Raw genomic sequence first — 23,188 nt, 5'->3', positions numbered from 1 at the left:
TGTTTGCCCCGTGTATTGAGCATTCGGGGCCAGGAAAGCGGAGCGATTTATGGATTTTTTAATTGAGTGGCTAGTATCGGCCAGTGTGATTGTGGGTGGGGTGTTTGCGTTAGTGGGGTCGATTGGGTTGGCCCGCTTGCCGGATTTTTATACCCGCTTGCATGGCCCCACCAAGGCCACCACGTTGGGTGTGGGGGGCACTATTGTGGCGTCATTACTGTTTTTTTCTTGGCAGGAGCGCGGGCTGCAGCTGCACGAGGTGTTGATTACGCTGTTCCTGTTTATCACCGCCCCGGTATCTGCGCACATGCTGGCCAAGGCGGCCATGCATCGGCAGCTAAAACGGATGAAAGGAACCCGTGGTGAGCCTTGGAAGCAGTAAAAGTAGGGAGCCCCAAGCGTTAGGTGCACAATGGGTAGAGACAGTTGGCACGCGGTGAGTCCGTTGCCGTTTTCCCAAAAAGTAAAATTTGTAAAAAACAAAACCGCCTGGAACTTTCCGAAAAAAGCGGCGGTCTTAGTTAGTGCTACGGATTAGCATCCCCCGATCCCCAGTACCCTCGCTGATCCGTAGTTTTTTGGAGTCCCTGGTTTCTCCCCCGAGATCAGGGCGGCAAGCCTCCCTGGCAGCACAGTCGTTCCCTTCCCCAAGATTGCTGCCAGGGATTTTTTTGCCGGCTATTTTTGCCGGCCGCAGGTTATAGCGCCTGCTGGTTAAAGAGTAGGCAATCGCCGTGCCAGTTTCAGTTTCCGACAACAAATCCTTATAGATCAACGAAGTACCGGCTTCAGGTGATGGTGCGAAAGAATTTTATGTGCCTTGAGCTTGGGCATGGGTGCCGAACTGCGCCAGTTTCGTGACGTAGATCGGCAGCTGAGCAGAGAAAATACTGCCGAGAGGCGGAACTTTTATAAACACGCGCACTCTTACTAATTAGCGACGGATTGGAACCCCCGATCCCCCAGTACCCTCACCAATTCGTCGCTTATAGCTCTGGTCTTTTCCCCCAAAAGGGCCAGAGCGGCAAGCCTCCCCGGCAGCGCAATCGTTCCCTTCCCCCCTAGATTGCTGCCGGGGATTTTTTTGCCTGAAGAAAATGCTAGATGAGCTATGGCCGGCGGCTTGGCGTTCATTTTCGCCCTAAGTCATTATGGCGTCAGCCGTTCTATCCCTAGCCATTCCCCCAGCTTGTCCCAGGCTTCGTCACACCCGGTGCCATTGGTGGCCGAAAACAGCTGTAGCGAGAGCGGGGCAGGGTGTTCCTTTAGCTGCTTTTGCACTTGTAGCAGGGTGGACTTGGCGGCGCCGAACTTCAGTTTGTCGGCCTTGGTCATAAGGATGTGGATGGGCATGTTGGCCTGGGCGGACCATTCTAGCATCATCAAATCGAAGTCCTTGAGCGGATGGCGGATGTCCATCATCAGCACAAGCCCGACTAATGCCTGACGTTCGGAAAGGTAATGGTCGAGATGCTCCTGCCACTCGTTACGCTTGCTTTTGGAGACTTTGGCATAGCCGTAACCGGGTAGATCCACTAGTCGGCGCTCTTCGTCGAGCTGGAAGAAGTTCAATAGCTGAGTCCGCCCTGGGGTCTTGGAGGTGCGGGCCAGGCTTCGTTGGCCGGTGAGCCGATTAATGGCGCTGGACTTTCCGGCATTGGAGCGTCCGGCGAAGGCTACTTCCCGTCCTTCATCCGGCGGGCATTGGTCTAGGCGCTGGGCGCTTTGCAGGAATAGTGCCTGGTGGAGTCGTTTTTCCATGGGGTGCATGGGCATAACAAGGAGCCTTTGGATGTCGTCAGGGGGCTATTCTTGCTGTCTGGCCTGCGGCTGGCAATGCATACCCGCTGGGGAGAGAAAATGAATGGGCAATTTATTCATTAAAGTTGACGTTTTCGTCACTTTTGGGGGTGGCGAGTGCGTGACTTAATGTGTCTATACCCCTACCCTTCACATGGAATATGACGGCGCCCACCAGACTGGTATATAATCCCGCCCGCTTGTCACTTAACCGCGTATTTATTGGTGGTTGGGGCGGCCGACGTTCTACAACGTGGTGTTTGTCGGTAACGGCAAACGGACTTCGCCAGCATAGCAGAGGTAGTGTATGAAGGGTTTTGTAGCAGGTCTTGCAATGGTTCTGGTTACGGGGGCTGCCAATGCAGCGACTGTAGAGGAACGTTACAACAGCAGCTGTACATTCTGTCATGCTTCCGGTGCTGCTGGGGCTCCCATATCCCATGATGAAGCTGCCTGGAAACCACGCATGGAAAAAGGCATGGATACCCTGGTGAAGCACGTCGAGGAAGGGTTTAATGCCATGCCCCCCAAAGGCATGTGTAACGATTGTAGTGACGAAGAATACCGTGCTCTGATTGAGTACATGTCCAAAAGCAAATAAGACGCTGTACTGAAGGATAGGCCATGAAGTTTTTCAAACTGTTCGTGCTGATGGCTGCTGCTGTCGCCGCCACCCAGGCTATGGCGGCCGGTGATGCTGAGGCAGGCAAAGCAAAAGCCGCCCCCTGCGCCGCGTGCCACGGCCAGGATGGTAACAAGACTCTTACCGGGACTTACCCGAAACTGGCTGGCCAGGGGGCAGAATACCTGGTGAAGCAGCTAGAGGATTTCAAGTCTGGTGCCCGTGATAATGCGATCATGAAGGGGCAGGTTGTAGGCCTGAACCAGCAGGACATGCAAGACATAGCCGCTTATTACGCCAGCTTGACCCCGGAAGCGGGCCAGGCTAGCGCAGACTGGGTTGAGCAGGGCGAAAAGCTCTACCGCGGTGGGGATATGGCTAACGGTATTCCAGCTTGTTCTGGTTGCCACGGCCCGGCAGGGCAAGGCGTTGATGCGGCCAAATATCCGCATCTGGCTGGCCAGAATGCCCAATACGTGGAAGATCAATTGAAAGCCTTCCGTGCGGCAGGTCGTAACGACTTGGGTGATGGCATTATCAAACGCACCAATGACTCGGACAGCGATACGCTGGGCATGATGCAGACGGTGGCGGCGAAAATGACCGATACCCAAATCAAGGCCGTAGCAAGCTTTATCTCCGGGCTGTCCAAATAGGGTTGTTCGGCTATGCTTTGTAGAAAAGGCAGCCTGCGGGCTGCCTTTTTTATGGTCAACATGAAAAGATATGGCTCTGAGTGGGTGCGGATTGTACTTACTAGGGAGAAAAATGCCGCCCCGGTTGTCACAATGGGCGCAAACCAACAAAAAAGGAGAGCGATATGCTTCGCATTGTAACGGCTTTGCTGCTGAGTCTGGGGCTGGCGACCGGAGTTGCGGCCGCCGAAGAACATACCCGTTTTGCGGTAGACACTCATTATAAAGTTCTGGATGTGCCCGGATCTGTTGACGATCCCAGCAAGGTAGAAGTACGGGAGTTCTTTTCCTATGGCTGCCCTCACTGCTATTCACTGGAGCCGGCTGTTGATGCTTGGCTGGAAGAGAAGCCAGACTACATCGACTATGTGCGCACCCCAGTGTTATTCCTGCGTAACGCCGAACCGCTGGCTCGTGCCTACTACGTAGAAGACGCCCTTGGCTTGGTTGATGAAATGCATGTGCCGTTGTTTGATGCGATCCACAAGCACCGTGAGCCTTTATTCAACGAGTCGGCGTTGGCCAACTTTTTCCGCAAGTATGGTGTTGAGCCTGCGGAGTTCAGCAAGCTCTATGGTTCGTTTGGTGTTTCCACCAAGATTCGTCAGGCAGATGCGTTGAGCAAAAAATACCAGATTCCCGGAGTGCCCAACTTCGTGGTGAACGGCAAGTATTTGGTAAAGCGCGAAAACGTGAAGAGCAACGAGGAGCTGTTCAAGGTGATTGAATTCTTGGTGAACAAGGAAAAGACAGGCAGCTGATATTATGTTGCTTGATCGCGCTAGACTGGCCTACCGTGACTGGAAAGCCCGGCCCGCGGGTTTTTCCTTTGCCCGGGAAGGGGCACGAAAGACCCGCCAGACACGGGAGGTGTTGCTGCCTCAGGATACCGTGAAGCTAATGAGCTTCAATATCCAGGCAGGCATTGGTAGCCAGAAATTCGGTGATTACATTACCGGTAGCTGGAAGCACTTGGTGGCGCATCCACGCAGCGTGGAAACCATCGAGCAGATTGCTCAGGTGCTCAGTCACTTTGACGTGGTGGGCCTGCAGGAAGTAGATGGCGGCAGTTTACGTTCGCGTAACATGAATCAACTGGTGCATCTCGCGTCCATGGCAGGTTTTCCTGTTTGGCACCAGCAGTTGAACCGCAACCTTGGCCGGTTCGGCCAGTTCAGTAATGGCTTCCTCAGCCGCCATCAGCCGTTTGAGATCACTGACCATCGGCTTCCCGGCTTGCCCGGTCGAGGTGCCATCGTGATTAAATACGGCCACCCAATTCAGCCTCTGGTCGTGGTGGTGGCGCACCTGGCACTGGGTGAGAAGGTGCGTAATACTCAGTTATCCTATCTGGCCCGCTTGCTAGCAGATTACAAATATGTGGTCGTGATGGGCGATTTTAATTGCCGGCTCAACCACTTAGATCATTCACCGCTGGCGGCGTTGGGCTTGCAGACGGTGCGGGCGGATAACCTTAATACCTACCCCAGCTGGGCTCCGGATCGCCATATCGACCACATCCTATTATCGCCGGAGCTAGAGAGTCGCCATACTCGTGTACTCTCTGATTGCCTACTGTCGGATCACCTGCCTCTGGCCACGGAAATTATCATCCCTGACGAGGTGATCGCGGCTACCCGGGAGCACCGATTGCCCTTAATTGACTGACCGGAGCCGGTGGAGCGGCTGCTGATTGCACTCTAGCCAGAGAAAATTGCCATGACACTGTCATCTTGTCGGTGCAGGTTGTTCCCATGAAGGCATCCTCTTTCCTGATTACCCTATCTCTTATGTTGCCGTCGCTGCAGGCGCTGTCGGATTGCCCCCGCGTGCTTGGGCAGCAGGATGACCGACGCGCCAATGCTGGCTGTTTGATTATCCGTGATCAGCAGGTGCTGCTAATTACCCACCGCTGGGGCGACAAGTTAGGTGTGCCTGGGGGAACCCTCGAGCGCGGAGAACTGGCCCAGTGCACGGCATACCGGGAGACCCTTGAAGAGACGGGTTTACAGGTTGTGGTAGGGGAGCGCGTGCAGGTGATGAAGAACGGTTTTCATCTCTATCGCTGTATTCCTGCCGAATCTCTGCCAGAGGGGGAGCCCTTGCTGTTACCGGCTCAGGCTCGGCTAGAGGTCAGTGATATTGGCTGGTATTCCCTCGATGAGTTGCGGCAGAAGGATTGGCGTTTTGCCTATCAGTTTGATCTGTTTATGGCGGTGGCTCGCAAGGCTATGCAGAGCAGCTCAGATTCAGCGGCGGGCGACGCCACCGGCGGGCTGCAGGAGAAGTAAGTACTTGCTTTGCTAGCTCTGTCTGGCGCATGGTGCCGGTTTTCTGGAAGGTGCTTTTCAGCTGTGTGCGGACAGTGTGGACAGAGAGAAAATGATTATCGGCAATTTGCTGGGGCGATAGTCCTTTAGCAATGCCTGCGGCCACTCGGGCTTCCGCTTCGGATAATTCGAACAGCTGCATTAGGCTGTCTAGGTCCACCTCAATGTCACCCAGTGGGTCCTGAAAATAGACGATGGCGAGGGGCGTTGGGTGGGCATTGAAGTCGCCGGGGGCTGTTCCGGGATGCATGGGGGAAATGAGGCAGCGGGTAACCTGGTGGCTGTTCAGGGGAACGGCAATCACGTCGCCGCTACCACGTAAGGAGGGATTGGGGTGCGTTACCTGGCCCAATTGATGCAATAACTCCGATTGCTGGCGTACATCATGGAAGGTTAGTTTGCGATTCGCTAACGTCATGTGCGGGTGCGCTTCAATTAGCGCTTCGGCTTCCTGACTAACGTGTACTAGCGTGCCCTGGGCATCAAGCAGGGCGAAGGGCTGGGCCTGGATATCCAGTGTTTGCTGGAGAGCTTGGTTTTGGTGCTTCAGGGCGCTGAATTGGGTTTGCAGCCGTACGGCACGGCGCACATGCATCACCAAGTCGTTGATTTGGTCAGTTTCTTCCCGGCTGTAGTGGCTTTGATCTTTGGTGCGCTGAATTAGCAGCTGGACGGTGTGGTCTTCATCCTGCCAAACGGTGCCGCATACGCCATGGTGGATGTCTTGGGCGCGGGCCCAGTCGTTATAGAATTCGGTGCGGTAGAACGCGTTTTGCCGACAGGAGAAATCCAGAAAGGTGGAATACAGCTGGCCTGGGGGCTTATCTTTTAATTCCGGGCGCCAGGGGCAGGCATTCACATAGTGATCCACATAAGCCTGATGGTCTGTGTCATCAATATTGTGCTTGATGCTGGAGAGCACGGTTTGTGCCCGACGGTCGAGTACGAGCATGCGGGCGGAGCGCGATCGGGTGGCGCTTACGGCTTGTGCCAGAAAGCGTGGCCAAGCGTCAGGGGCTTGCGGCGCCTCGTACAATGTGTCGAGTAGATCCTCTCGCTCGTGGCCCAATAATCCATCCACAGCAGACTGAGTCATTGGTTGTATTCCCCTAATGAAGCCTTAATTTATCCGATTTGGACCGGAAATTGAATGTAAATAACAGATGTGGCCCTTTGGGGAATAGGAGAAGCAGATGAAAGCAACCCGGCAAGTTCAAGATAAGCTGGCTTTGCCAGCAACAGAATCAGGAAAGGGGCCGCAGCCCGTGGTGTTAGTCCATGGCTGGACCTGTAACCGCAGGCACTGGCAGTCTCTGCTGGATTCCCCTCCGCAAGGGACACGGCTGATTGCTGTGGATCTGCCGGGGCATGGTGAGGCGCAGGAGCTGCCATTGTCTTCCTGGACAGTGAAGGCGCAGGCTCAGGCGTTGGTGTCCGCTCTTGCCGATATCGATAACCCTGTGTTGGTGGGGCACTCCATGGGGGGCGCCGTGGTGCTGGAGGCTGCCCGGTTAAAGCCGGTTAAAGCCGTAGTGTTGGTTGACACCTTTGTTATCCCCTACGGTGATCTGGATGAAGAAACCGCCCGCCAGATTGAGACCCCCTTTCAGGACAATTTTGTTTCCGGCATTGCTAATTTGGTGGCGAACAATGCTGGCCCGGACTTGAGTGAGCAGGAGAAACAAACGCTAGAACGCGAGATGGCTGCGGCGCGTCAGGATGCCATGTTGCCGCTGTGGTCGGATTTGTTGCGATGGTCCCCTAATGCGGCTTTCGCTGAAATAAACTGTCCCATTCATGCCATTAACGGTGATTTGGTGGGTGAGGCTGCCCGTGCTCGCTGCGCCCCCTATGTAACAGAGTGGTTGCAAGCGGGCACCTGGCATTTTCCGCAGATGGAACAACCGGAGGTATTTGCCGATCGTCTTAACCGCGTGCTGAAGTCGTGTGGCTAAGCGAGAGTTATTGAAACTCGGCTAAGCGCGCCCATAGGGGGTCTGGATCTGTATTCTAAAGCGCTTTTGTTGGGTGGTGTTATTGGGGGTTCTGTAAGGTTTTTTTGTTTTATACCTTAAATGGGTGATGTGCGCTCTTGTTGCTCAGGTTTAGTTTGGTGCTATACCAAAACTGGGGTGATCGGAGACATCACACATGAAGGGAACATTCAGAGTTGCCAGTTTGGCAGTGGCGGTAGCCATTGCCGGGTGCGGCGGAGATGGAAGTAGCGGGAGTGACAGCCCTTCTACAGGTGCCGATAAATCAGGTAGTGCGGTCAAAGGCAGTGCGGTCAAGGGCCCGTTGGCGAACGCTGCGGTGACGCTCTATCAACTGGATTTCAATGCTGCTGGCGGGCTTGGCGAGCAACTGGACACCGGCAGTACTGACAGGGAAGCCGCATTTTCAGGGGTCAGCATCCCTGATGGAACAAGCGGAGAGGTGCTCGTAGAAGTGCAGGCGGATGCCGATACGTTGGATCTCACTACGGGCCAGGCGCCGGTCATCACGCGATTGCTTTCTGTCACCTCGGCAGAGGCCGTTGCTGCCGGTGAGACCAATTACCCAACGCCACTAAGTACCTTGGTGGTGAACATGGCGCTGAGTAATGCGGACAGCAACACCAATGGCTTTATTGGTGATACCGATGGAACCGTTACCGCCGCAGAGTGGACTGCCGCCTTGAAACTGGCCAAGAACAAGGTGCGTAGCCAGTTCGGTTTCGGGCTTCTGGATAATAGCGTTGATTTGCTCTCTTCCCCGCCGCTGATCACTAGTGATCAGGACGATCAGGCGCAGGTGGTCAAGCTGAGAACGGCGGTGGAAGCGGTCGCCGCGCTGATGGCGGATATGGCCAAAACAGCAAAGTTGGCGGACCCCGGTAGCACCGAAACGGCGGACTCCATGTTCAACGCATTGTCTGAAGACCTGAATGATGGTCAGGTTGATGGCAAGAGTGGCGAGGCTGCCATTGCCTCTTTCGCCAACATTGCGGACGTTGTCGCGGAAGTAACTCAGAACCCTTCCTCCTTAACTATTCCCGGTTCTACCAAAACGGTATCTCAAGTTGCGTCAGTGGTGGCTGGTGAAACGCAAGATACAGGGGTCGACACCGATACCTCCACGGCAGAGAACACCTCCCCAGTTGTTGAACCGGCGGAAGTGGAAAGTGACATCGACCTAGATGGCACGCCGGATACTAGCGATGCCGATATCGATGGTGATGGCCTGTTGAACGAACAGGACACCGCGCCCTACGACCCGGACCGCGATGAAGATGGTGTTGAGGATGGCACCGATGCCTTCCCTGACGACTCTTCTGAAACAACCGATACCGATGAAGACGGCGTAGGGGATAACACGGATAAGTTCCCTGAAGACCCAGCCGAAACTATCGACAGTGACGAAGATGGTGTTGGGGATAATGGCGATGTCTTTCCGCAAGACCCAGCCGAGACTACAGACACGGATGGTGACGGCGTCGGCGACAACGCTGATGTTTTCCCCAACGATCCAGACGAAACCGTGGATAGGGATGAAGACGGCGTAGGGGATAATGGCGATGTCTTCCCTGAAGATCCGTCTGAAACGAGTGACGCGGATAATGACGGTGTCGGCGATAACAGTGACGCCTTCCCCAGTGATGCTTCCGAAACGATGGACAGTGATTCTGATGGGGTTGGTGACAACGCAGACGCTTTCCCGAATGACCCCACCGAAGCTCTGGACAGCGACGGCGATGGCGTGGGGGACAATGCGGATGCCTTCCCCGGTAACGCCAATGAAAGTGCTGACCGCGATAACGATGGTGTAGGCGATAACGAAGATGCCTTCCCTGACGATGCTACCGAAAGCGAGGATGCGGACGGCGATGGATACGGCGCCAATACCGCAGACCCGGATGATGCTGATCCCTGTAATCCGGATACCAATGCGCCTTCCTGCACAACTGAAACGCCAGGTGCAGTCTGGAATGAATTTGACTGGGATGAAGCCAACTGGCAGTGAGGCCATTGGTTAAAGGAAATAACCTTAGAGGGTAAAAGAGATGAAAAAAGTAATCCTGACAGGCCTCGCCGCAACTGTGATGAGTGCCAGCGCAATAGCGAGTGACGTGACAGGTTATACCGCACCTGAATCCGGGCAAGCGGCTACTGCTGCCGGTGTGGATGCCAACTTCCAGGCGCTGATTACTGCTATCAACGATAACAATGATCGTATCGTTGCTTTGGAAGATGCGGCGGGAACACCGTCTTCCTTGCGGGAAAAAATCAGCGGTGCGACGTACACCATTTCCTATATGGGCGCCGTGATAGGAACCTATGCAGATGCTTTGAGCCCCTATAAAAGCGCTTACCTGGAAGGCTTCGGCGGGCGTAGTGTGCTTACGTTCGAGACGGATGGAACCCTGACCGAACTGTACCAGGAAAGCGGTCGCGAAATTGATTTTGAAAATAAAGAGTGTACCGAAAGTGAGCCCGGTAATTTCAATTGTGAACACAGGGTAGAAGACTTTACCGATGGGCCGGAGACGTTTACCGGCGGTAGCTGGGAACTGGATGGCAACATCCTGTCTGTCACCTTCCCGGAGGAAGATGGCGTCGAAGAGTTTATTGTCGCGCTGGATGGTGAAATTCTGGTGTTATCCAGTGCGAGCTTTGAGATTGAATCAGACCAGTTTGGCACCAACGATGATTATGACCACTCGCTGGCTATAGGCGTAAGGACAAGCGAACCTGCAGAGTAAGCTGATATGAGAAACTCGAAAGGGCGCCTATGGGCACTGTTGCCCCTCTGTTGGCAATTAAATAAACCCAATCTCATCTGAGGTTGGGTTTATTTGTGTCTGTCAGGCTTTGGATGAGATAGATCGCGAATCAGCCTGAAAACCGAGCACGCAAGGTATTTTTCAGAGGCGCTTTAGCCGGCTACGCAGCAAGCCGTTGTTTAAATATAGCCCAGAGTCTTCTCTATACCGGCTTCAAATTCAGTTTCACTAAGCACCAAAATCATTCGGATTAACTGTTGTGTATCTTCTTTCTCGCGGGCATCTATGGAAAGAACCGGGCTGGTAACGGAAACCGTACTGACCAGTTGCCTAAGGCTGTTCAGAGAGAAGGAGGGGGGTGCAAGTTCGGTTTTGGTAACCCAATGACGATAGGGGGCCCTGGAGATAAAGCCGCCAAAGATTTCAGCCAGCTTTGCAGATCATCGTTGAGAGAAGGCTGAGCTGCATCGAGCAATAGGATGGCGCCAATGGCCCCTTCCATAAGGATCCCTCGCATGAACGCAAGGCGATCCTGTCCGGGCATGCCATACACATGTACGGTAGTGCCTTCCATATTGATGAAGCTGTAATCCATTGCCACTGTCGTGGTGGTTTTTTCTCCTTCAGGGCCTGTGGAAATAGGCGTTCCGGTGGAAATAGGCGCTGAATTGGAGATCGCGCGTATTGCCGTAGTTTTTCCTGCGCCGAATGGTCCTGCAAAAAGCAGCTTATTGTAGTTGATCATTGTTTCTTAAATCCCGAGCCACTTTTTTAAAGTAGAAAAAACGTTACTTGATGAAGAGGGTAAAGTTTTTTCTCTTCGTTGAAGTTGCTGCCCTTGTTGTTGCTCAATGGTCAGTAAGCCGCAAAAATAGGTGGCATATAAAAAAGCACAAACAATGTTTTGAGGTGCTGCCAGCGATAAATCACTATAGTGTTTAGTCGTTCCAAGCAGCATTGTTGCTAATGGTGTTGAGGATGGTGCCGATGCCTTCCCTGACGATGCTACCGAAAGCGAGGATGCTGACGGCGATGGATACGGTGCCAATATCGCAGACCCGGATGATGCTGACCCCTGTAATCCGGATGCCAATGCGTCTTCATGCACAGGTGTAACGCCAGATGCAGTCTGGAATCAATTTAACTGGGATGAAGCCAACTGGCAGTGAGGCGATTGGTTAAAGGAAATAACCTTAGAGGATAAAAGAGATGAAAAAGTAATCCTGACGGGCCTCGCCGCAACTGTGATGAGTGCCACCGCAATAGCGAGTGAAGTGACAGGTTATACCGCACCCGAATCTGGGCAAGCGGCTACTGCTGCCGGTGTGGATGCCAACTTCCAGGCGCTGATCAGTACTATCAACGACAATAATGAACGTGTTTCTGCATTAGAGGCGGCCAGTGGTGAAGCGGTCGATCTAAGCGATATTATTAGCGGTTCAACCTACCAGCTTTTTTTCTCTGGTGGAATCATCGAACTGGATCAAGGAGGTGGAGCTAACCTGGAACATTACGCTGGTGCTACGTTTTTTACCTTCAATGCTGATGGCTCTCTCGAGGAGGTCTTTAATGAGCGCGGACGTTTTATTAGCCTGGATCAAAATACTAACTGCGATGAAAATGGTTTCAACTGTGAGCATTACGTTGATACCTGGCAAGATAATAACGAGGTTGATACCGGTAGCTGGTCGGTAAGCGGTCAGAATGTGAATGTGACATGGTCGGACGGTAGTTCTGATACCTTCAAACCTGCTGCTGATGGCGAAATTATAATGGGTGGTGGTAGCAAGCTTGATGAAGGGGGGCACGTCTGGTCTGGATACTTTTGTCGCAGTGGGTGTAAAAATTGCCTCACAGCCATAATGAAAAGGGATGAAATGCACGCCCGATCCGTTAATGGCTCGGGCGTTTTTAGTGGCCGGCCAGGTCAGGTGCCGGAATGTATGTCGTTCGGGATTAGTACCGTGTCTCCGCCATTCCCGAGAACTGTTTGGCCAAATAAGTGGCATAGTTGTCGGTCATTCCCGCAAGAAAATCCAGCGCCCGCATGATGCACTGGTAAATTCTTTCCTGTTCCGGCAGTTGCTCTAGATTTGCAGGGAAGCTGTGCCGACCAATCAAATCAATGATGCGCTCGTGGCGATAATTTTTTGTGCTATTGCAGGCGTGGGATACGGCGGCTTCAATCAAGCCGTCCAGCAATGCGCCCATCACTTCAAAAGCACCGATTTCCAGCTCGATTTTGCGGGGGTGCTCGAACACTTTTGAGCGAGAAAGTTGCTTGGCATTTTCCACTACATCGCGCACGGCGGGTTCGCAGTGGCTGATCAGGTCGCCTTCCATGCGTCCCTGTAATAATCGTTCGTGGTTGGCCACAAAGGCTTCCACACCGGCTTCGATAAACCGTTCGATGATTTTGCCTCGCAGTAGGGCGGCTTTGCGGCCATCGCGTATATCCGAATGAATCAGTTCACGTACTTCTTCGCTATCCGGCAGGGCAGGTTGCAGCAAGGCGTACACTTCATCCCAGTGCAGCAGATCCATTTCCAGGCCATCTTCCAGGTCAATAATGGCATAGCAAAAATCATCAGCAGCTTCCATTAAGTACGCCAGCGGATGGCGGCAGAAGCGACCGGGGCTGTGTTGCTGCAGGCCGGTGGCGTGGGCTACTTCATGGAAAGCCTCGGTTTCCGACACAAAAGTGCTGTATTTGCGCAGCTTGCTGCTGGCGTTGCCGGCATCGGCGGATAGCCAGGGGTATTTGAGGAAGGTTGCCAGCGTTGCATAGGTGAGCCGCATGCCGCCATCGTACTGGTGGTACTCGCTTTTGGTGATGATGCGAAAGCCCTGCGCATTACCTTCAAAAAAGGTCAGGTCAGTTTGCTGGTGGGCGGGCAGCATATCCAGAAAGCGTTGCCCCCGTTCCTGGAACCAAGCGCGAATAGCCCGCTCACCGGTGTGGCCAAAAGGTGGGTTGCCGATGTCATGGGCCAAGCAGGCAGACTGCACGATATCGCCCAAATCGGTGGCGCTGACGGTACCGGGTAACAGATCTCTTTCTTGCAGGCGCTCGCCCACACGAATGCCCAAGGTGCGGCCTACACAAGATACTTCTAATGAGTGGGTCAGGCGATTGTGAACGTGGTCATTGGTGGCCAGTGGATGAACTTGAGTCTTGCGGGCTAGGCGTCGAAAGGCGCCGGAAAAAATGATTTTATCATGGTCACGAAGAAAGGCGGTGCGGCCACTTTCATCTTTGGCGGTGCGGCCACCCAGGCGAGCCTTGTTCAGCAGTTGATGCCAATCCATATCGTAAAAAACCTTCAAGGTGCCTTGAGTCGGGCAGGGTAAAAGCCCACGGTTACTTCACAGCATGTTGCCACGGTCGGTGTTGTTATGCACAACACGGTGTACGCAAGCCGAGAGTGGCCACCGACAGGAGGACGCATGAATTTGGACAAACCGTTATTAATGCTCGTTACCAGCGCATCAGAGATGGGCGAAAATCAGCCGACGGGCCTGTGGCTGGAAGAATTCGCAGTGCCTTATTTGTTATTCAAAGAAAACAAAATCCCGGTGGTGGTGGCCAGCCCGAAAGGCGGGAGAATTCCTGTGGACCCGAACTCAGCCCCCGATGATAGTAAGAAGGAAGCGTGGGCTGAGGCGGTGGATGTTTTGCAAAACACCCGTGAACTGGAGATGGTGTGGGAAGACCATTTTGCCGGTGTCTTTGTGCCTGGCGGACACGGCGCCATGTTCGATATGCCGGATAACCCCTTGGTTGCGGCCGTCATGGAGCGCACTTGGGCTCAGGGCGGTTTGCTGGGCGCGGTTTGCCACGGCCCGGCCGCGTTGGTGGGGCTGCGCGACGAGCAGGGCGCCCCTCTGGTGCAGAATAAAACGGTGGCCTGTTTCACGAACAGTGAAGAGCGGGAGGTGGGCCTCGATGAGGTAATGCCGTTTCTGTTGGCGTCTCGCCTTGAAGACCTGGGCGCCCAGTTGGATTTGGCGGATGATTTTGCTGCCCATGCGGTTACCGATGGCAAACTGGTCACCGGTCAGAATCCGCAGTCCAGCCATGTGGTGGCGGAGGCGGTGATTAACCAATTGTACAGCGAATAACCCATGGGTGGCGCACAATCCAGCGATTGTGGCCTCGCAGCCGATAGTGGCTTGCAGTATTGTTAGGCGCAACTTGCCTGCTATCGGCTTTTCTATTCAGGCATTCTGGTTATTCACGTTTGGGTTTTAATTGTTCGGGAGAGAACATGGGGATCTATGATTACAGCGCCATTACCCTGAGTGGTGAAGAAAAGTCCCTGGCCGATTTTCAAGGCAAGGTGCTGCTGATCGTCAATACGGCCAGCAAGTGTGGTTTTACGCCTCAGTACAAAGGGCTGGAGGCGCTGTATAAAACGTTGCAACCAAAAGGGCTGGAGGTTCTCGGATTCCCCTGTAACCAGTTTGGTAAACAGGAACCAGGGGCGGCGGATGAAATTGGTGCCTTTTGTGAAAAGAATTACGGTGTCAGCTTCACCATGTTCGATAAGGTGGATGTGAATGGGGGCGATGCTCACCCGTTGTATGATTTTCTGAAAAAGGAAGCTCCGGGCGTATTGGGTAGCAAGGGTATCAAGTGGAACTTCACTAAGTTCCTAGTAAACAAGGACGGCAAGGTGGTGAAGCGTTACGCCCCTACTGACAAGCCGGAAGCAATTCAAAAGGATATTGAAGCGCTTCTGTAGAAAATGGGCTAGCCACACGCTACAGCGCAACCCAGTCATGAACATACGGTAAGTTTGCCGCCTACGCTTTGAAAGGTGTGGGCGGGTAGGGTTTTGCAGAGTTTGAAGGCCAAATACGTGGCTTGTCGCTGCCTTTACGCGCGTTTGCGTTTTTCCAGTATCTCAAAAATGCCCATCCCGGCAATCATGGCCGCCACGAAAACGATACCTTTTAGGCTGCCGGTGCCCAGAGCCACCAACGCGGGCCCCGGGCAGAAGCCGGCTAGCCCCCAACCGATGCCGAACCCCAGCGCGCCAAGAATTAGGCGAGCATCCAAGTCACGACGGGTGGGTATTTCCATAGCCTCACCGCTCCAGGCGTGTTGGCGGCCACGGGCGGCGGCGAAACCAACGGCGGCGACGACCACTGCGCCACCCATCACCAAGGCCAAGGACGGATCCCAGGCGCCGGTCAAATCCAGAAAGGCCAGCACTTTGGCCGGGTTCGCCATGCCGGCCAGCAGCAGCCCGGCGCCAAAAATCAGGCCGCTGAAGAATGCCGTCAGTAATGATCGGTTCACAGGGTAACTCCCAGTAAATGGCGTACTAGGTACACGGTGGCAAAACCACTGGCCATGAATGTCAGGGTGGCAATCAGTGAGCGCGGGGAAAGGCGGGAGATGCCGCATACTCCGTGGCCACTGGTGCAGCCCGCACCGTAGCGGGTGCTGATGCCAACCAACAGGCCAGCAGCAATGAGTATAGGCCAGTCAGCCTTGATGATAAGGGGCGGCAGCTCAGCCAGCATGCGCCACAGTAACGGGGCGCCTAGCAAGCCTAGTAGAAACGCCAGCCGCCAGTGTTTGTCTCCTGGTTCGGCGCGCAGTAGCCCGCCGAGGATGCCGCTGATGCCGGCTATGCGACCGTTGGCATGCAGCAGCAGCAGAGCCGATAGGCCAATCAAAACGCCACCCGCTAATGACGACCAAGGCGTAAAGTTGTTCCAATCAATAGTCATTGCCGTTCTCGCAGAAGCGTTGATACAGTACTTCCAGTACCGCCAGGGCATCCTGGTTGGCAACCTGGTAGAACACTTGCTTGCCTTCCCGGCGGCTACTAACGAGCCCTTCGCGGCGTAAAATGCCTAGTTGCTGAGAGAGTGAGGGTTGGTAAACGCCCACTAAGGGTTCCAGTTCACTGACGCTGCGTTCGCCTTCTGCGAGGCGACATAACAGCATCAACCGGTCTGGGTGAGACAGCGCCTTCAGTAGCTGGCTGGCTTGCACGGCATTGTCGCGTAGGGTGTCGGGATCGATCGTAGTCATGGAGCGGATCCAACAATATATAATTAAGTAAAAATTATATTGTTGCTATTCAGACCTCAAGCTTTTTTCGAATTTTGTTGAAGTATTGTAAGGCTGATCAGCCGACGGGAGTGGTAAAAGGTAGCACGCCATAATAGACCGCTAAAAAATGACAAATACTGCCGCCCATAACAAACAGGTGCCAGATGGCATGATTGAAGGGAATAAAACGGTCGGCCAAGTAGAAGATCACGCCCACGGTGTAGGTGATGCCGCCGGCCAGGATCAGCCAGAAGCCGGTATCGTTGAGTTTGGTGGTTAGGTCATTGGAGGCGACCACAATCAGCCAGCCCATGGCGAGGTAAATGCCCACGCGCATTAGTTTGAAGCGGTGGCCATACAGCGCTTTCAGGGCGATGCCGGTGAGCGCCAGTACCCAGATCACCGCAAACAGAATCCAGCCGGTCTGGCCACGCAGGTTGACCAGCAGAAAGGGCGTGTAAGTGCCGGCAATCAAGCAATAGATAGCGCAGTGATCCAGCATCTTGAAGGCGGCGCGCCACTTCGGGTTGCGTAGGCTGTGATAGAGCGCGCTGGCGCTGTAGAGCAGAATCAGGCTGGCGCCGAAAATGCTAAAACTGACGATCTTCCACGGGTCGCCCAACAGGCTGGCTGCAACTACTAAGATTACGGTGCCAGCAATGCTCAGGGCTGCGCCAATGCCGTGGGTTAGTCCATTGAGCCATTCTTCCAGAATCGAATACGGCGGTTCCGGGTTGGGGGCTGTGGCCATTGGCGAGTCTTCTCGGTTATTAACAGAAGTAGCATGATGCCGAGGTGTGGGCCGGGGTGTAAAGTGCGAAATCGGACAGATGTACACATTGAATGTTCGGGTGTGCGCGATAACACAAATGCGTTGTGAGTGAAGGGACGTTTGTGACGGTATATCTTCTAATCATGTGGCCAGTGAAGAGGCTGGCAGCCAAGCAATCCTGCTATTGAAATGCATTTTGCTGGCCCAATGGTATTAAGCAGCCCAGCAAACAATGGGACCCCCTTGGCGCTGCAGGCAAGGACAAAACTGGAAAAGGAGACTCGCCATGATTGAACATAACAAGCAGGTCGCGGAAGAACTAAGCAAACTACTGGCCGAGAGCTACACGCTTTATCTCAAAACGCACAAGTACCACTGGAATGTGACTGGCCCTATGTTTCATAGCCTGCACCTGTTGTTTGAACAGCAATACATTGAGCTGGCGGAAGCGGTGGACACCATTGCTGAACGTATCCGTGCGTTGGGCTGGAAAGCGCCAGGCAGCTACACCGAGTTTGCTAAGTTGTCCACGGTGCAGGATGCCACCGGCGATCCGGATGCATCGGATATGATCAAAGAGCTGGCAGAGGATCACCGTACTGTGGCGGAGCGGGCCAACCGGGTATTGAAGCTGGCCAGCGAACATGAGGATGAAGGTTCTGGTGCGGTCGCCAGTAACCGGATCGAGATTCACGAGAAATCCGCGTGGATGCTCTCGGCGCATCTGGGTTGATCTTCCTATAGCAATAGGCAATCGCCTGGATAGGATTAATCGTCTTTATTGATTTTTCTAGGGTGGCTATTCTCGATCTTGTGCTTGAGAAAGCCGCCCTTTCAGTAAGCGGCTTCGATTCTATCCAGGGAGTCAATATATGTTTGAGAATCGCGAAGGTCAGCCTGTTCCAGCGGTAACGTTTCGAACCCGGGAAGGCAACGAATGGAAAGATGTCACCACCGATGACGTGTTCAAGGGAAAAACTGTGGTGGTGTTTGCCTTGCCTGGAGCGTTTACCCCCACCTGTTCTTCGACCCATCTGCCACGCTATAACGAGCTGGCGCCTGTACTCAAGGCTAACGGTGTAGATGATATTGTCTGCCTGTCGGTGAACGATGGTTTTGTTATGAATGCTTGGGCTGGTGATCAGGCTGCTGGCAATATTCACTTTATCCCAGATGGTAACGGTGAGTTCACCGACAAGATGGGTATGCTCGTGAATAAACAGGACTTGGGCTTTGGCCCGCGAAGCTGGCGCTACTCCATGCTGGTGAAAGACGGCGTCATCGATCGCATGTTCATTGAGCCGGATAAGCCCGGGGATCCGTTTGAAGTGTCTGATGCGGATACCATGCTAAAGTATATTAACGGCGAAGCGGTTTTGCCTAAGCGAGTGACCGTGTTCACCAAGCCGGGCTGCCCGCACTGCACGCGTGCGAAACAGGCGCTGACCGATTACGGTTATGCCTTTGAAGAAATTGAGTTGGGTAGCCGAGGGTTGAGTTACAGCTCTTTGGCTGCGGTCACCGGCGCGGGGACCACGCCACAGATATACATTGAAGGTGAGCGTATAGGCGGCGCTGATGAGTTGGAGGCCTGGTTGCAACAGGGCTAACTCGCAACGCGTGAATGCGAACTTTCTTCCTTCTTTGGGGCCCGGCGGGGCCCTTTTTTGTGCCGCTGTGCCGTTCACGTCGCACACTGCATGCTATTCGTTAGGCCCGCTGCGGGCCTAACGTTTATTTATCCTGGTAACGGAACGCCCATATCTCCATTATCCCTGCCCCTGATAAGGTAAAAAAATAGCGCGGGTAAAAAGGTCAACGAGAAACGCTTGCACCTGTGCGATAATTTGGTACTAACAAGTACCGTTTTTAGATCGGAGAGAGCACGATGCAACGTTTTTGGGTAACCCTGGGCCTAGCACTGGCCTTGTGGGGCTGTGGAGAAGAGCCCCAGGCCGAGGCTCCCATGCCACAACCGGTGAAGCTGCAGACCGTCAATGGCGGCGATGGCACCTTGCGTCATTATCCAGGCAAGGTGGTGGCCACCGAAGGGTCAGAGTTGGCTTTTCGGGTGTCCGGCCAGCTTGAGCGTCTTCCTGTGCGGGCCGGCGAGCAGGTTAAGAAAGGGCAATTGCTGGCAGCGCTTGATCCGTCGGACTTTAAAAATCAGTTAGCCGATCGGCAAGCCCAGCATGATTTGGCCGAGAGCCAGTATCAACGTGGTATCAGCCTGCGTGAGCGGGGCGTTATTTCTGAAGCTCAGTTCGATGAAATTGAAGCGAAGCGCCGCCAAGCCCAGGCGGCTCTAAGCTTGGCCCGGGACAATGTGAACTACACTCGTCTGAAAGCGCCCTATGGCGGTACGGTGGCACGCACCGAAGTGGAGAATTATCAATTCGTACAGGCCAAGCAGCCGATCCTCTACTTGCAGGGCGATAAAAATATCGATATCGAGTTCGCTGTTTCTGAGCGGTTTTTTACTAACGTACGCAAATTTTTTACCAAGATGCGTGAAGATTATCAGCCGAGTGTGCGTTTCAAGGGGGCCCCGGATACCACTTTCAAAGCCCGATACAAAGAGCATGAGGCTAGTGCCGGGGATCGCACCCAGACTTATATCATCACCCTGACGATGCCTAACCCGGAAGGCATCATGGTGCTGCCGGGAATGAGTGTGGATGTGGAGATTGATCTTAGCCAGATCATGCCGGGTACCGAGAAGGTGCCGGTAGTGCCGGCCGCGGCGGTATTCAACCCTGACGGCAAGGAAGGCGCCCATGTGTGGAAGCATCAAGATGACGACACGGTGACGGCCGTGCCGGTCACCCTGGGTGAAGTTGTGGGCGGCGGCGTCCAGATCACCGATGGGTTGCAGCCCGGAGATCGCATTGTGGCGGCCGGGGTTCATCGCCTGAAAGAAGGGCAGGCGGTTCGTGAACTGGTGAAGGAACGGGGCCTGTAAATGAACATTGCCGAGTACAGTATTCGCCACAAGGTGGTGAGCTGGCTGTTCACGCTGATCTTGTTGATCGGTGGGGTGGTGAGCTTTACCCGCTTAGGGCAACTGGAAGACCCGGAATTCACCCTCAAGATTGCCATGGTGGTTACTAACTACGCTGGTGCTTCACCCCGACAGGTGGAAGAGGAAGTGACACTGCCGGTGGAGAAAGCGATCCAGAGTCTGCCTTATGTGAAAAATGTGACGTCCATTTCTAGCAATGGCCTGTCTCAGGTGCAGGTAGAAATGAAGCCCGAGTACCGGGCCGCCGAGCTCAAGCAGATTTGGGATGAGCTGCGCCACAAGATGACCGACTTGCAGGATCAGTTGCCTCCTGGTGCGGGGACGATTCAAGTTATTGATGATTTCGGTGATGTGTACGGCATTCTTTTGGCCGTAACCGGCGGCGGTTACTCCTACCAAGACATGAAAGATTATGCCGACTACCTGACTCGCGAACTGGTGCTTGTAGATGGGGTCGGCAAGGTCACTATTGGCGGGCAGCGACAGGAGCAGGTGCTGGTGGAGCTTTCCCGCTCTCGGTTGGCGTCATTGGGAATCAGCCCTGACCGTATTTTCGGCCTGTTACAAACCCAGAATAAGGTGAACCCGGCGGGCAAAGTGCGGGTGGGTGACGAATACATCCGTATTTACCCCACCGGTGAGTTTCCTTCCGTGCAAAGCATGGGCGATTTGTTGATTTCCGAGCCCGGCGCTAGCGAGTTGGTCTACCTGCGCGATGTGGCGACGATCGAGCGCGGCTATGCGGAAGTGCCTTACCATCTGTATCGCTTTAATGGTGGCTCGGCACTGACCATGGGGATTTCCTTTGCCTCGGGTGTGAACGTTGTGGATGTTGGGGCTCGGGTGGATCGGCGCTTGGCCGAGCTTGAGTATCAGCGCCCTGCGGGCATGCAGTTGGCCACGGTCTACAACCAGCCCAAAGAAGTCGATAATTCGGTGAGCGCTTTCATGCTCAATTTGGGTGAAGCCGTGGCCATTGTGATCGCGGTGCTGCTCGTGTTCATGGGGGTGCGGTCCGGGATATTGATGGGCAGCGTGTTGCTGCTCACCATCCTTGGCACGTTCATCATCATGAAAGTTATGGCCATCGATCTGCAGCGAATTTCGCTCGGGGCGCTAATTATTGCTCTAGGGATGCTGGTGGATAACGCCATCGTGGTTACCGAAGGCATTCTGGTGGGCATGAAACGCGGGTTGTCCAAGCTGGAGGCGTCGAAAGAAATTGTTCGGCAAACCGTTTGGCCGCTGCTGGGTGCCACTGTCATCGCTATTATGGCGTTTGCTCCGATCGGTTTATCGGAGGATGCCACTGGCGAATACAGTAATACCTTGTTCTGGGTATTGCTGATTTCTTTGATGCTCAGCTGGGTGACGGCTATTACGCTGGTGCCGTTTTTTGCCGACCTGTTTTTCAATGAGAAAGACGTGGGAGGTAAAAATGGCGAAAGTGAGGATCCCTACTCTGGCAAAGTGTTTGTCATTTATCGGCGCTTGCTGGATCGGGCGATCCACCACCGGGTGATCACCTTGAGCTTTATGAGCGTGCTGTTGGTGGTGGCCGTTGTCGGTTTTGGTTTCGTGAAGCAAGCGTTCTTCCCGCCCTCCAATACTCCCATGTTTCTAGTGGACTACTGGCTACCCCAAGGGAGCGATATCCGTGCTACCCAAGAGGCGGCTGCGCGGTTAGAGCATGATTTGCTGGAGATGGATAGTGTGGAGCAGGTGACCACGACTATCGGTCAGGGGGCACAGCGTTTCATGCTGCCCTATATGCCTGAAAAAAGTTACTCCAGCTATGCGCAGTTGATCGTGCAGGTGTCCGACCGGGAGCAGATCGATCCGACCCTAGCGGCGACCCGTGAGCTGATTCGCGACCGACACCTGCAAGCGTTCGCTAAAGTGAAACGCCTGATGATCGGCCCCAGCCCGGCGGCCTCTATTGAAGCCCGCTTCAGTGGCCCGGACCCAAAAGAGCTGCGGGCGTTGGGCGTGAAAGCCCAAGCGATTATGCAAGCTGATAGTGGGCTGGAAAGCATCCGCCACGACTGGCGTCAGCAGGAAAAAGTGATTCGCCCCCAGTTCCAGGAAGCTCAGGCCCGCCGTGCTGGGATTACCCGCGAGGACTTGGATAATACCCTGGCACTGAACTTTAGCGGTCGCAATGTGGGCCTGTACCGTGATGGCAGCAAGTTGTTGCCGATTGTGGCGCGGCCGCCAGACGATGAGCGCCTGAGTGCGGATAACCTTAACGATGTACAGGTTTGGTCGCCGGCCTATTCGACCTATATTCCCATCAGTCAGGTGGTCTCGGATTTCAAGACCGAATGGGAAAATGCGTTGATCATGCGTCGTGATCGCAAACGAACGCTTACCGTGCAGGCCGAGCCGGATGTGCTTGGCGAGGAGACCGCGGATCAGGTGCTGCGGCGGATTCGCCCGGCCATCGAAGCTCTGGAGCTGCCGCCGGGTTACTCCCTCCAGTGGGGTGGGGAATACGAAGCCGCTAAGGATGCTCAGGCTGCGGTATTCGGCAGTCTGCCCATGGGCTATTTGTTCATGTTCATCATTACCATCATGTTGTTCGACGCAGTGCGCTCGCCATTGGTGATCTGGGCCACGGTGCCGTTGGCCATTATCGGTGTGACCTTTGGCCTGCTGGTGCTCAATTCACCGTTTGGCTTTATGGCGCTGTTGGGATTTCTGAGCTTGTCTGGGATGTTGGTGAAGAACGGTATTGTGCTGGTGGAACAAATCAAGCTGGACCGCGAGAGGCTGGCGCCGTTCGATGCAGTGGTGTCGGCATCCATTTCGCGGGTGCGACCGGTGTGTATGGCGGCGATTACCACCATCCTTGGCATGGTGCCGCTGCTGTTCGACGCGTTCTTCGAGTCGATGGCGGTGGTGATCATGTTTGGCTTGGGCTTCGCTACCGTGCTGACATTGATCGTGGTTCCGGTGCTCTATACGCTCGTCTATGGCATCAAGCCTGGTGAAGACCAGCATGTCTAAATAAGCGCGATACGCCTCACGCCCATGCCTCTTCGCGGCGTGGCGCATGGGGCGTGATGCGGGTTGCATCTATGTAGGTGCCAGCCTCGCTCCTCTCTGCCACAAT

At 54.3% G+C, this 23,188-nt stretch carries 24 protein-coding genes; 16 read left to right on the top strand and 8 right to left on the bottom strand.

What is annotated here, in order from left to right:
• Positions 1 to 49: 49 nt before the first annotated feature.
• A complete protein-coding gene (locus ABO_RS13560; RefSeq protein WP_011589924.1) occupies positions 50 to 382 on the top strand; it encodes a Na+/H+ antiporter subunit G in 333 nt (110 codons plus the stop codon).
• Positions 383 to 1,149: 767 nt separating this feature from the next.
• Here ABO_RS13560 and yihA read toward each other — a convergent pair.
• The gene (yihA, locus tag ABO_RS13550) at positions 1,150 to 1,776 is read right to left on the bottom strand and encodes a ribosome biogenesis GTP-binding protein YihA/YsxC (RefSeq protein WP_011589923.1); all 627 of its coding nucleotides are present in this window, start codon (positions 1,774 to 1,776) and stop codon (positions 1,150 to 1,152) included.
• A gap of 331 nt (positions 1,777 to 2,107) precedes the next feature.
• Between yihA and ABO_RS13545 the strand changes: the two genes are divergently transcribed.
• The 5 genes from ABO_RS13545 (at position 2,108) to ABO_RS14150 (ending at position 5,408) form a co-directional block, all read left to right on the top strand.
• The gene (locus ABO_RS13545) at positions 2,108 to 2,401 is read left to right on the top strand and encodes a c-type cytochrome (RefSeq protein WP_011589922.1); all 294 of its coding nucleotides are present in this window, start codon (positions 2,108 to 2,110) and stop codon (positions 2,399 to 2,401) included.
• A gap of 23 nt (positions 2,402 to 2,424) precedes the next feature.
• Complete coding sequence (locus ABO_RS13540; protein WP_011589921.1) at positions 2,425 to 3,078, top strand: c-type cytochrome; 654 nt, start codon at positions 2,425 to 2,427, stop codon at positions 3,076 to 3,078.
• 164 nt (positions 3,079 to 3,242) lie between these two features.
• Positions 3,243 to 3,878 (top strand): thiol:disulfide interchange protein DsbA/DsbL, encoded by a 636-nt coding sequence (locus ABO_RS13535; protein ID WP_011589920.1) that lies wholly within the window; start codon positions 3,243 to 3,245, stop codon positions 3,876 to 3,878.
• 4 nt (positions 3,879 to 3,882) lie between these two features.
• Positions 3,883 to 4,785: an endonuclease/exonuclease/phosphatase family protein gene (locus ABO_RS13530; protein ID WP_011589919.1), complete on the top strand. Its 903-nt coding sequence runs from the start codon at positions 3,883 to 3,885 to the stop codon at positions 4,783 to 4,785.
• 86 nt (positions 4,786 to 4,871) lie between these two features.
• Positions 4,872 to 5,408 (top strand): NUDIX hydrolase, encoded by a 537-nt coding sequence (locus tag ABO_RS14150; RefSeq protein ID WP_011589918.1) that lies wholly within the window; start codon positions 4,872 to 4,874, stop codon positions 5,406 to 5,408.
• Here ABO_RS14150 and ABO_RS13520 read toward each other — a convergent pair.
• Positions 5,347 to 6,543, bottom strand: coding sequence for a helix-turn-helix transcriptional regulator (locus ABO_RS13520; protein ID WP_011589917.1), 1,197 nt, complete (start codon positions 6,541 to 6,543; stop codon positions 5,347 to 5,349). The genes ABO_RS14150 and ABO_RS13520 overlap by 62 nt on opposite strands.
• A gap of 97 nt (positions 6,544 to 6,640) precedes the next feature.
• Here ABO_RS13520 and ABO_RS13515 point away from each other — a divergent pair, with 97 nt between their 5' ends.
• The 3 genes from ABO_RS13515 (at position 6,641) to ABO_RS13505 (ending at position 10,188) form a co-directional block, all read left to right on the top strand.
• Positions 6,641 to 7,402, top strand: a complete 762-nt coding sequence (locus ABO_RS13515) for an alpha/beta fold hydrolase (RefSeq protein WP_011589916.1) — start codon at positions 6,641 to 6,643, stop codon at positions 7,400 to 7,402.
• 196 nt (positions 7,403 to 7,598) lie between these two features.
• Positions 7,599 to 9,449 (top strand): thrombospondin type 3 repeat-containing protein, encoded by a 1,851-nt coding sequence (locus ABO_RS13510; RefSeq protein WP_011589915.1) that lies wholly within the window; start codon positions 7,599 to 7,601, stop codon positions 9,447 to 9,449.
• Positions 9,450 to 9,489: 40 nt separating this feature from the next.
• A complete protein-coding gene (locus tag ABO_RS13505) occupies positions 9,490 to 10,188 on the top strand; it encodes a hypothetical protein (protein WP_011589914.1) in 699 nt (232 codons plus the stop codon).
• A 361-nt stretch (positions 10,189 to 10,549) separates the two neighbouring features.
• Here the strand turns inward: ABO_RS13505 and ABO_RS13500 are convergent, their stop codons facing one another.
• Complete coding sequence (locus tag ABO_RS13500; protein WP_011589913.1) at positions 10,550 to 10,954, bottom strand: GTP-binding protein; 405 nt, start codon at positions 10,952 to 10,954, stop codon at positions 10,550 to 10,552.
• A gap of 502 nt (positions 10,955 to 11,456) precedes the next feature.
• Here ABO_RS13500 and ABO_RS14430 point away from each other — a divergent pair.
• Positions 11,457 to 12,260, top strand: coding sequence for a hypothetical protein (locus ABO_RS14430; protein WP_011589912.1), 804 nt, complete (start codon positions 11,457 to 11,459; stop codon positions 12,258 to 12,260).
• Here the strand turns inward: ABO_RS14430 and ABO_RS13490 are convergent.
• On the bottom strand, positions 12,166 to 13,518 hold the full coding sequence (locus tag ABO_RS13490) for a deoxyguanosinetriphosphate triphosphohydrolase (protein ID WP_011589911.1): 1,353 nt from the start codon (positions 13,516 to 13,518) through the stop codon (positions 12,166 to 12,168). The genes ABO_RS14430 and ABO_RS13490 overlap by 95 nt on opposite strands.
• Before the next feature lie 138 nt (positions 13,519 to 13,656).
• Between ABO_RS13490 and ABO_RS13485 the strand changes: the two genes are divergently transcribed.
• Together ABO_RS13485 and ABO_RS13480 are read left to right on the top strand one after the other, a co-directional pair.
• Complete coding sequence (locus ABO_RS13485) at positions 13,657 to 14,331, top strand: type 1 glutamine amidotransferase domain-containing protein (protein ID WP_011589910.1); 675 nt, start codon at positions 13,657 to 13,659, stop codon at positions 14,329 to 14,331.
• A gap of 146 nt (positions 14,332 to 14,477) precedes the next feature.
• Complete coding sequence (locus ABO_RS13480; RefSeq protein ID WP_011589909.1) at positions 14,478 to 14,954, top strand: glutathione peroxidase; 477 nt, start codon at positions 14,478 to 14,480, stop codon at positions 14,952 to 14,954.
• 134 nt (positions 14,955 to 15,088) lie between these two features.
• On the opposite strand, the gene ABO_RS13475 is transcribed toward ABO_RS13480, so the two are convergent.
• The 4 genes from ABO_RS13475 to ABO_RS13460 form a co-directional block, all read right to left on the bottom strand.
• Positions 15,089 to 15,514 (bottom strand): DUF6691 family protein, encoded by a 426-nt coding sequence (locus tag ABO_RS13475; protein WP_011589908.1) that lies wholly within the window; start codon positions 15,512 to 15,514, stop codon positions 15,089 to 15,091.
• On the bottom strand, positions 15,511 to 15,951 hold the full coding sequence (locus tag ABO_RS13470) for a YeeE/YedE family protein (RefSeq protein ID WP_041705157.1): 441 nt from the start codon (positions 15,949 to 15,951) through the stop codon (positions 15,511 to 15,513). Before ABO_RS13470 ends, ABO_RS13475 begins: the two co-directional genes overlap by 4 nt.
• On the bottom strand, positions 15,941 to 16,258 hold the full coding sequence (locus ABO_RS13465) for an ArsR/SmtB family transcription factor (RefSeq protein ID WP_011589906.1): 318 nt from the start codon (positions 16,256 to 16,258) through the stop codon (positions 15,941 to 15,943). The genes ABO_RS13470 and ABO_RS13465 overlap by 11 nt, the downstream gene beginning before the upstream one ends.
• A 97-nt stretch (positions 16,259 to 16,355) precedes the next feature.
• On the bottom strand, positions 16,356 to 17,030 hold the full coding sequence (locus tag ABO_RS13460) for a PAQR family membrane homeostasis protein TrhA (protein WP_011589905.1): 675 nt from the start codon (positions 17,028 to 17,030) through the stop codon (positions 16,356 to 16,358).
• 307 nt (positions 17,031 to 17,337) lie between these two features.
• Here ABO_RS13460 and ABO_RS13455 point away from each other — a divergent pair, with 307 nt between their 5' ends.
• From ABO_RS13455 to ABO_RS13440, 4 genes are all read left to right on the top strand, one after another.
• Positions 17,338 to 17,784 (top strand): Dps family protein, encoded by a 447-nt coding sequence (locus ABO_RS13455; RefSeq protein ID WP_035459887.1) that lies wholly within the window; start codon positions 17,338 to 17,340, stop codon positions 17,782 to 17,784.
• Between the two features lie 139 nt (positions 17,785 to 17,923).
• Positions 17,924 to 18,661, top strand: coding sequence for a glutathione peroxidase (locus ABO_RS13450; protein WP_011589903.1), 738 nt, complete (start codon positions 17,924 to 17,926; stop codon positions 18,659 to 18,661).
• A 278-nt stretch (positions 18,662 to 18,939) separates the two neighbouring features.
• The gene (locus tag ABO_RS13445; protein ID WP_011589902.1) at positions 18,940 to 20,013 is read left to right on the top strand and encodes an efflux RND transporter periplasmic adaptor subunit; all 1,074 of its coding nucleotides are present in this window, start codon (positions 18,940 to 18,942) and stop codon (positions 20,011 to 20,013) included.
• Positions 20,014 to 23,082 carry an efflux RND transporter permease subunit gene (locus ABO_RS13440; protein WP_011589901.1) on the top strand — a complete coding sequence of 1,023 codons (3,069 nt, stop codon included), beginning with the start codon at positions 20,014 to 20,016 and terminating at the stop codon, positions 23,080 to 23,082.
• Positions 23,083 to 23,188 lie beyond the last annotated feature (106 nt).

Source organism: Alcanivorax borkumensis SK2 (assembly GCF_000009365.1).
GTDB lineage: Bacteria > Pseudomonadota > Gammaproteobacteria > Pseudomonadales > Alcanivoracaceae > Alcanivorax > Alcanivorax borkumensis.
Note: the sequence above shows the minus strand (reverse complement) of the source record. Positions and strands in the feature narration are given on the sequence as shown.

Coding starts and splice junctions, on each gene's coding strand:
- ABO_RS13460 (WP_011589905.1), bottom strand. CDS start 17,030: ATGGCCACAGCCCCCAACCCGGAACCGCCGTATTCGATTCTGGAAGAA.
- ABO_RS13445 (WP_011589902.1), top strand. CDS start 18,940: ATGCAACGTTTTTGGGTAACCCTGGGCCTAGCACTGGCCTTGTGGGGC.
- ABO_RS13505 (WP_011589914.1), top strand. CDS start 9,490: ATGAAAAAAGTAATCCTGACAGGCCTCGCCGCAACTGTGATGAGTGCC.
- ABO_RS13455 (WP_035459887.1), top strand. CDS start 17,338: ATGATTGAACATAACAAGCAGGTCGCGGAAGAACTAAGCAAACTACTG.
- yihA (WP_011589923.1), bottom strand. CDS start 1,776: ATGCCCATGCACCCCATGGAAAAACGACTCCACCAGGCACTATTCCTG.
- ABO_RS13450 (WP_011589903.1), top strand. CDS start 17,924: ATGTTTGAGAATCGCGAAGGTCAGCCTGTTCCAGCGGTAACGTTTCGA.
- ABO_RS13500 (WP_011589913.1), bottom strand. CDS start 10,954: ATGATCAACTACAATAAGCTGCTTTTTGCAGGACCATTCGGCGCAGGA.
- ABO_RS13540 (WP_011589921.1), top strand. CDS start 2,425: ATGAAGTTTTTCAAACTGTTCGTGCTGATGGCTGCTGCTGTCGCCGCC.
- ABO_RS13515 (WP_011589916.1), top strand. CDS start 6,641: ATGAAAGCAACCCGGCAAGTTCAAGATAAGCTGGCTTTGCCAGCAACA.
- ABO_RS13470 (WP_041705157.1), bottom strand. CDS start 15,951: ATGACTATTGATTGGAACAACTTTACGCCTTGGTCGTCATTAGCGGGT.
- ABO_RS14150 (WP_011589918.1), top strand. CDS start 4,872: ATGAAGGCATCCTCTTTCCTGATTACCCTATCTCTTATGTTGCCGTCG.
- ABO_RS13440 (WP_011589901.1), top strand. CDS start 20,014: ATGAACATTGCCGAGTACAGTATTCGCCACAAGGTGGTGAGCTGGCTG.
- ABO_RS13530 (WP_011589919.1), top strand. CDS start 3,883: ATGTTGCTTGATCGCGCTAGACTGGCCTACCGTGACTGGAAAGCCCGG.
- ABO_RS13560 (WP_011589924.1), top strand. CDS start 50: ATGGATTTTTTAATTGAGTGGCTAGTATCGGCCAGTGTGATTGTGGGT.
- ABO_RS13480 (WP_011589909.1), top strand. CDS start 14,478: ATGGGGATCTATGATTACAGCGCCATTACCCTGAGTGGTGAAGAAAAG.
- ABO_RS13490 (WP_011589911.1), bottom strand. CDS start 13,518: ATGGATTGGCATCAACTGCTGAACAAGGCTCGCCTGGGTGGCCGCACC.
- ABO_RS13465 (WP_011589906.1), bottom strand. CDS start 16,258: ATGACTACGATCGATCCCGACACCCTACGCGACAATGCCGTGCAAGCC.
- ABO_RS13545 (WP_011589922.1), top strand. CDS start 2,108: ATGAAGGGTTTTGTAGCAGGTCTTGCAATGGTTCTGGTTACGGGGGCT.
- ABO_RS13520 (WP_011589917.1), bottom strand. CDS start 6,543: ATGACTCAGTCTGCTGTGGATGGATTATTGGGCCACGAGCGAGAGGAT.
- ABO_RS13535 (WP_011589920.1), top strand. CDS start 3,243: ATGCTTCGCATTGTAACGGCTTTGCTGCTGAGTCTGGGGCTGGCGACC.
- ABO_RS14430 (WP_011589912.1), top strand. CDS start 11,457: ATGAGTGCCACCGCAATAGCGAGTGAAGTGACAGGTTATACCGCACCC.
- ABO_RS13510 (WP_011589915.1), top strand. CDS start 7,599: ATGAAGGGAACATTCAGAGTTGCCAGTTTGGCAGTGGCGGTAGCCATT.
- ABO_RS13485 (WP_011589910.1), top strand. CDS start 13,657: ATGAATTTGGACAAACCGTTATTAATGCTCGTTACCAGCGCATCAGAG.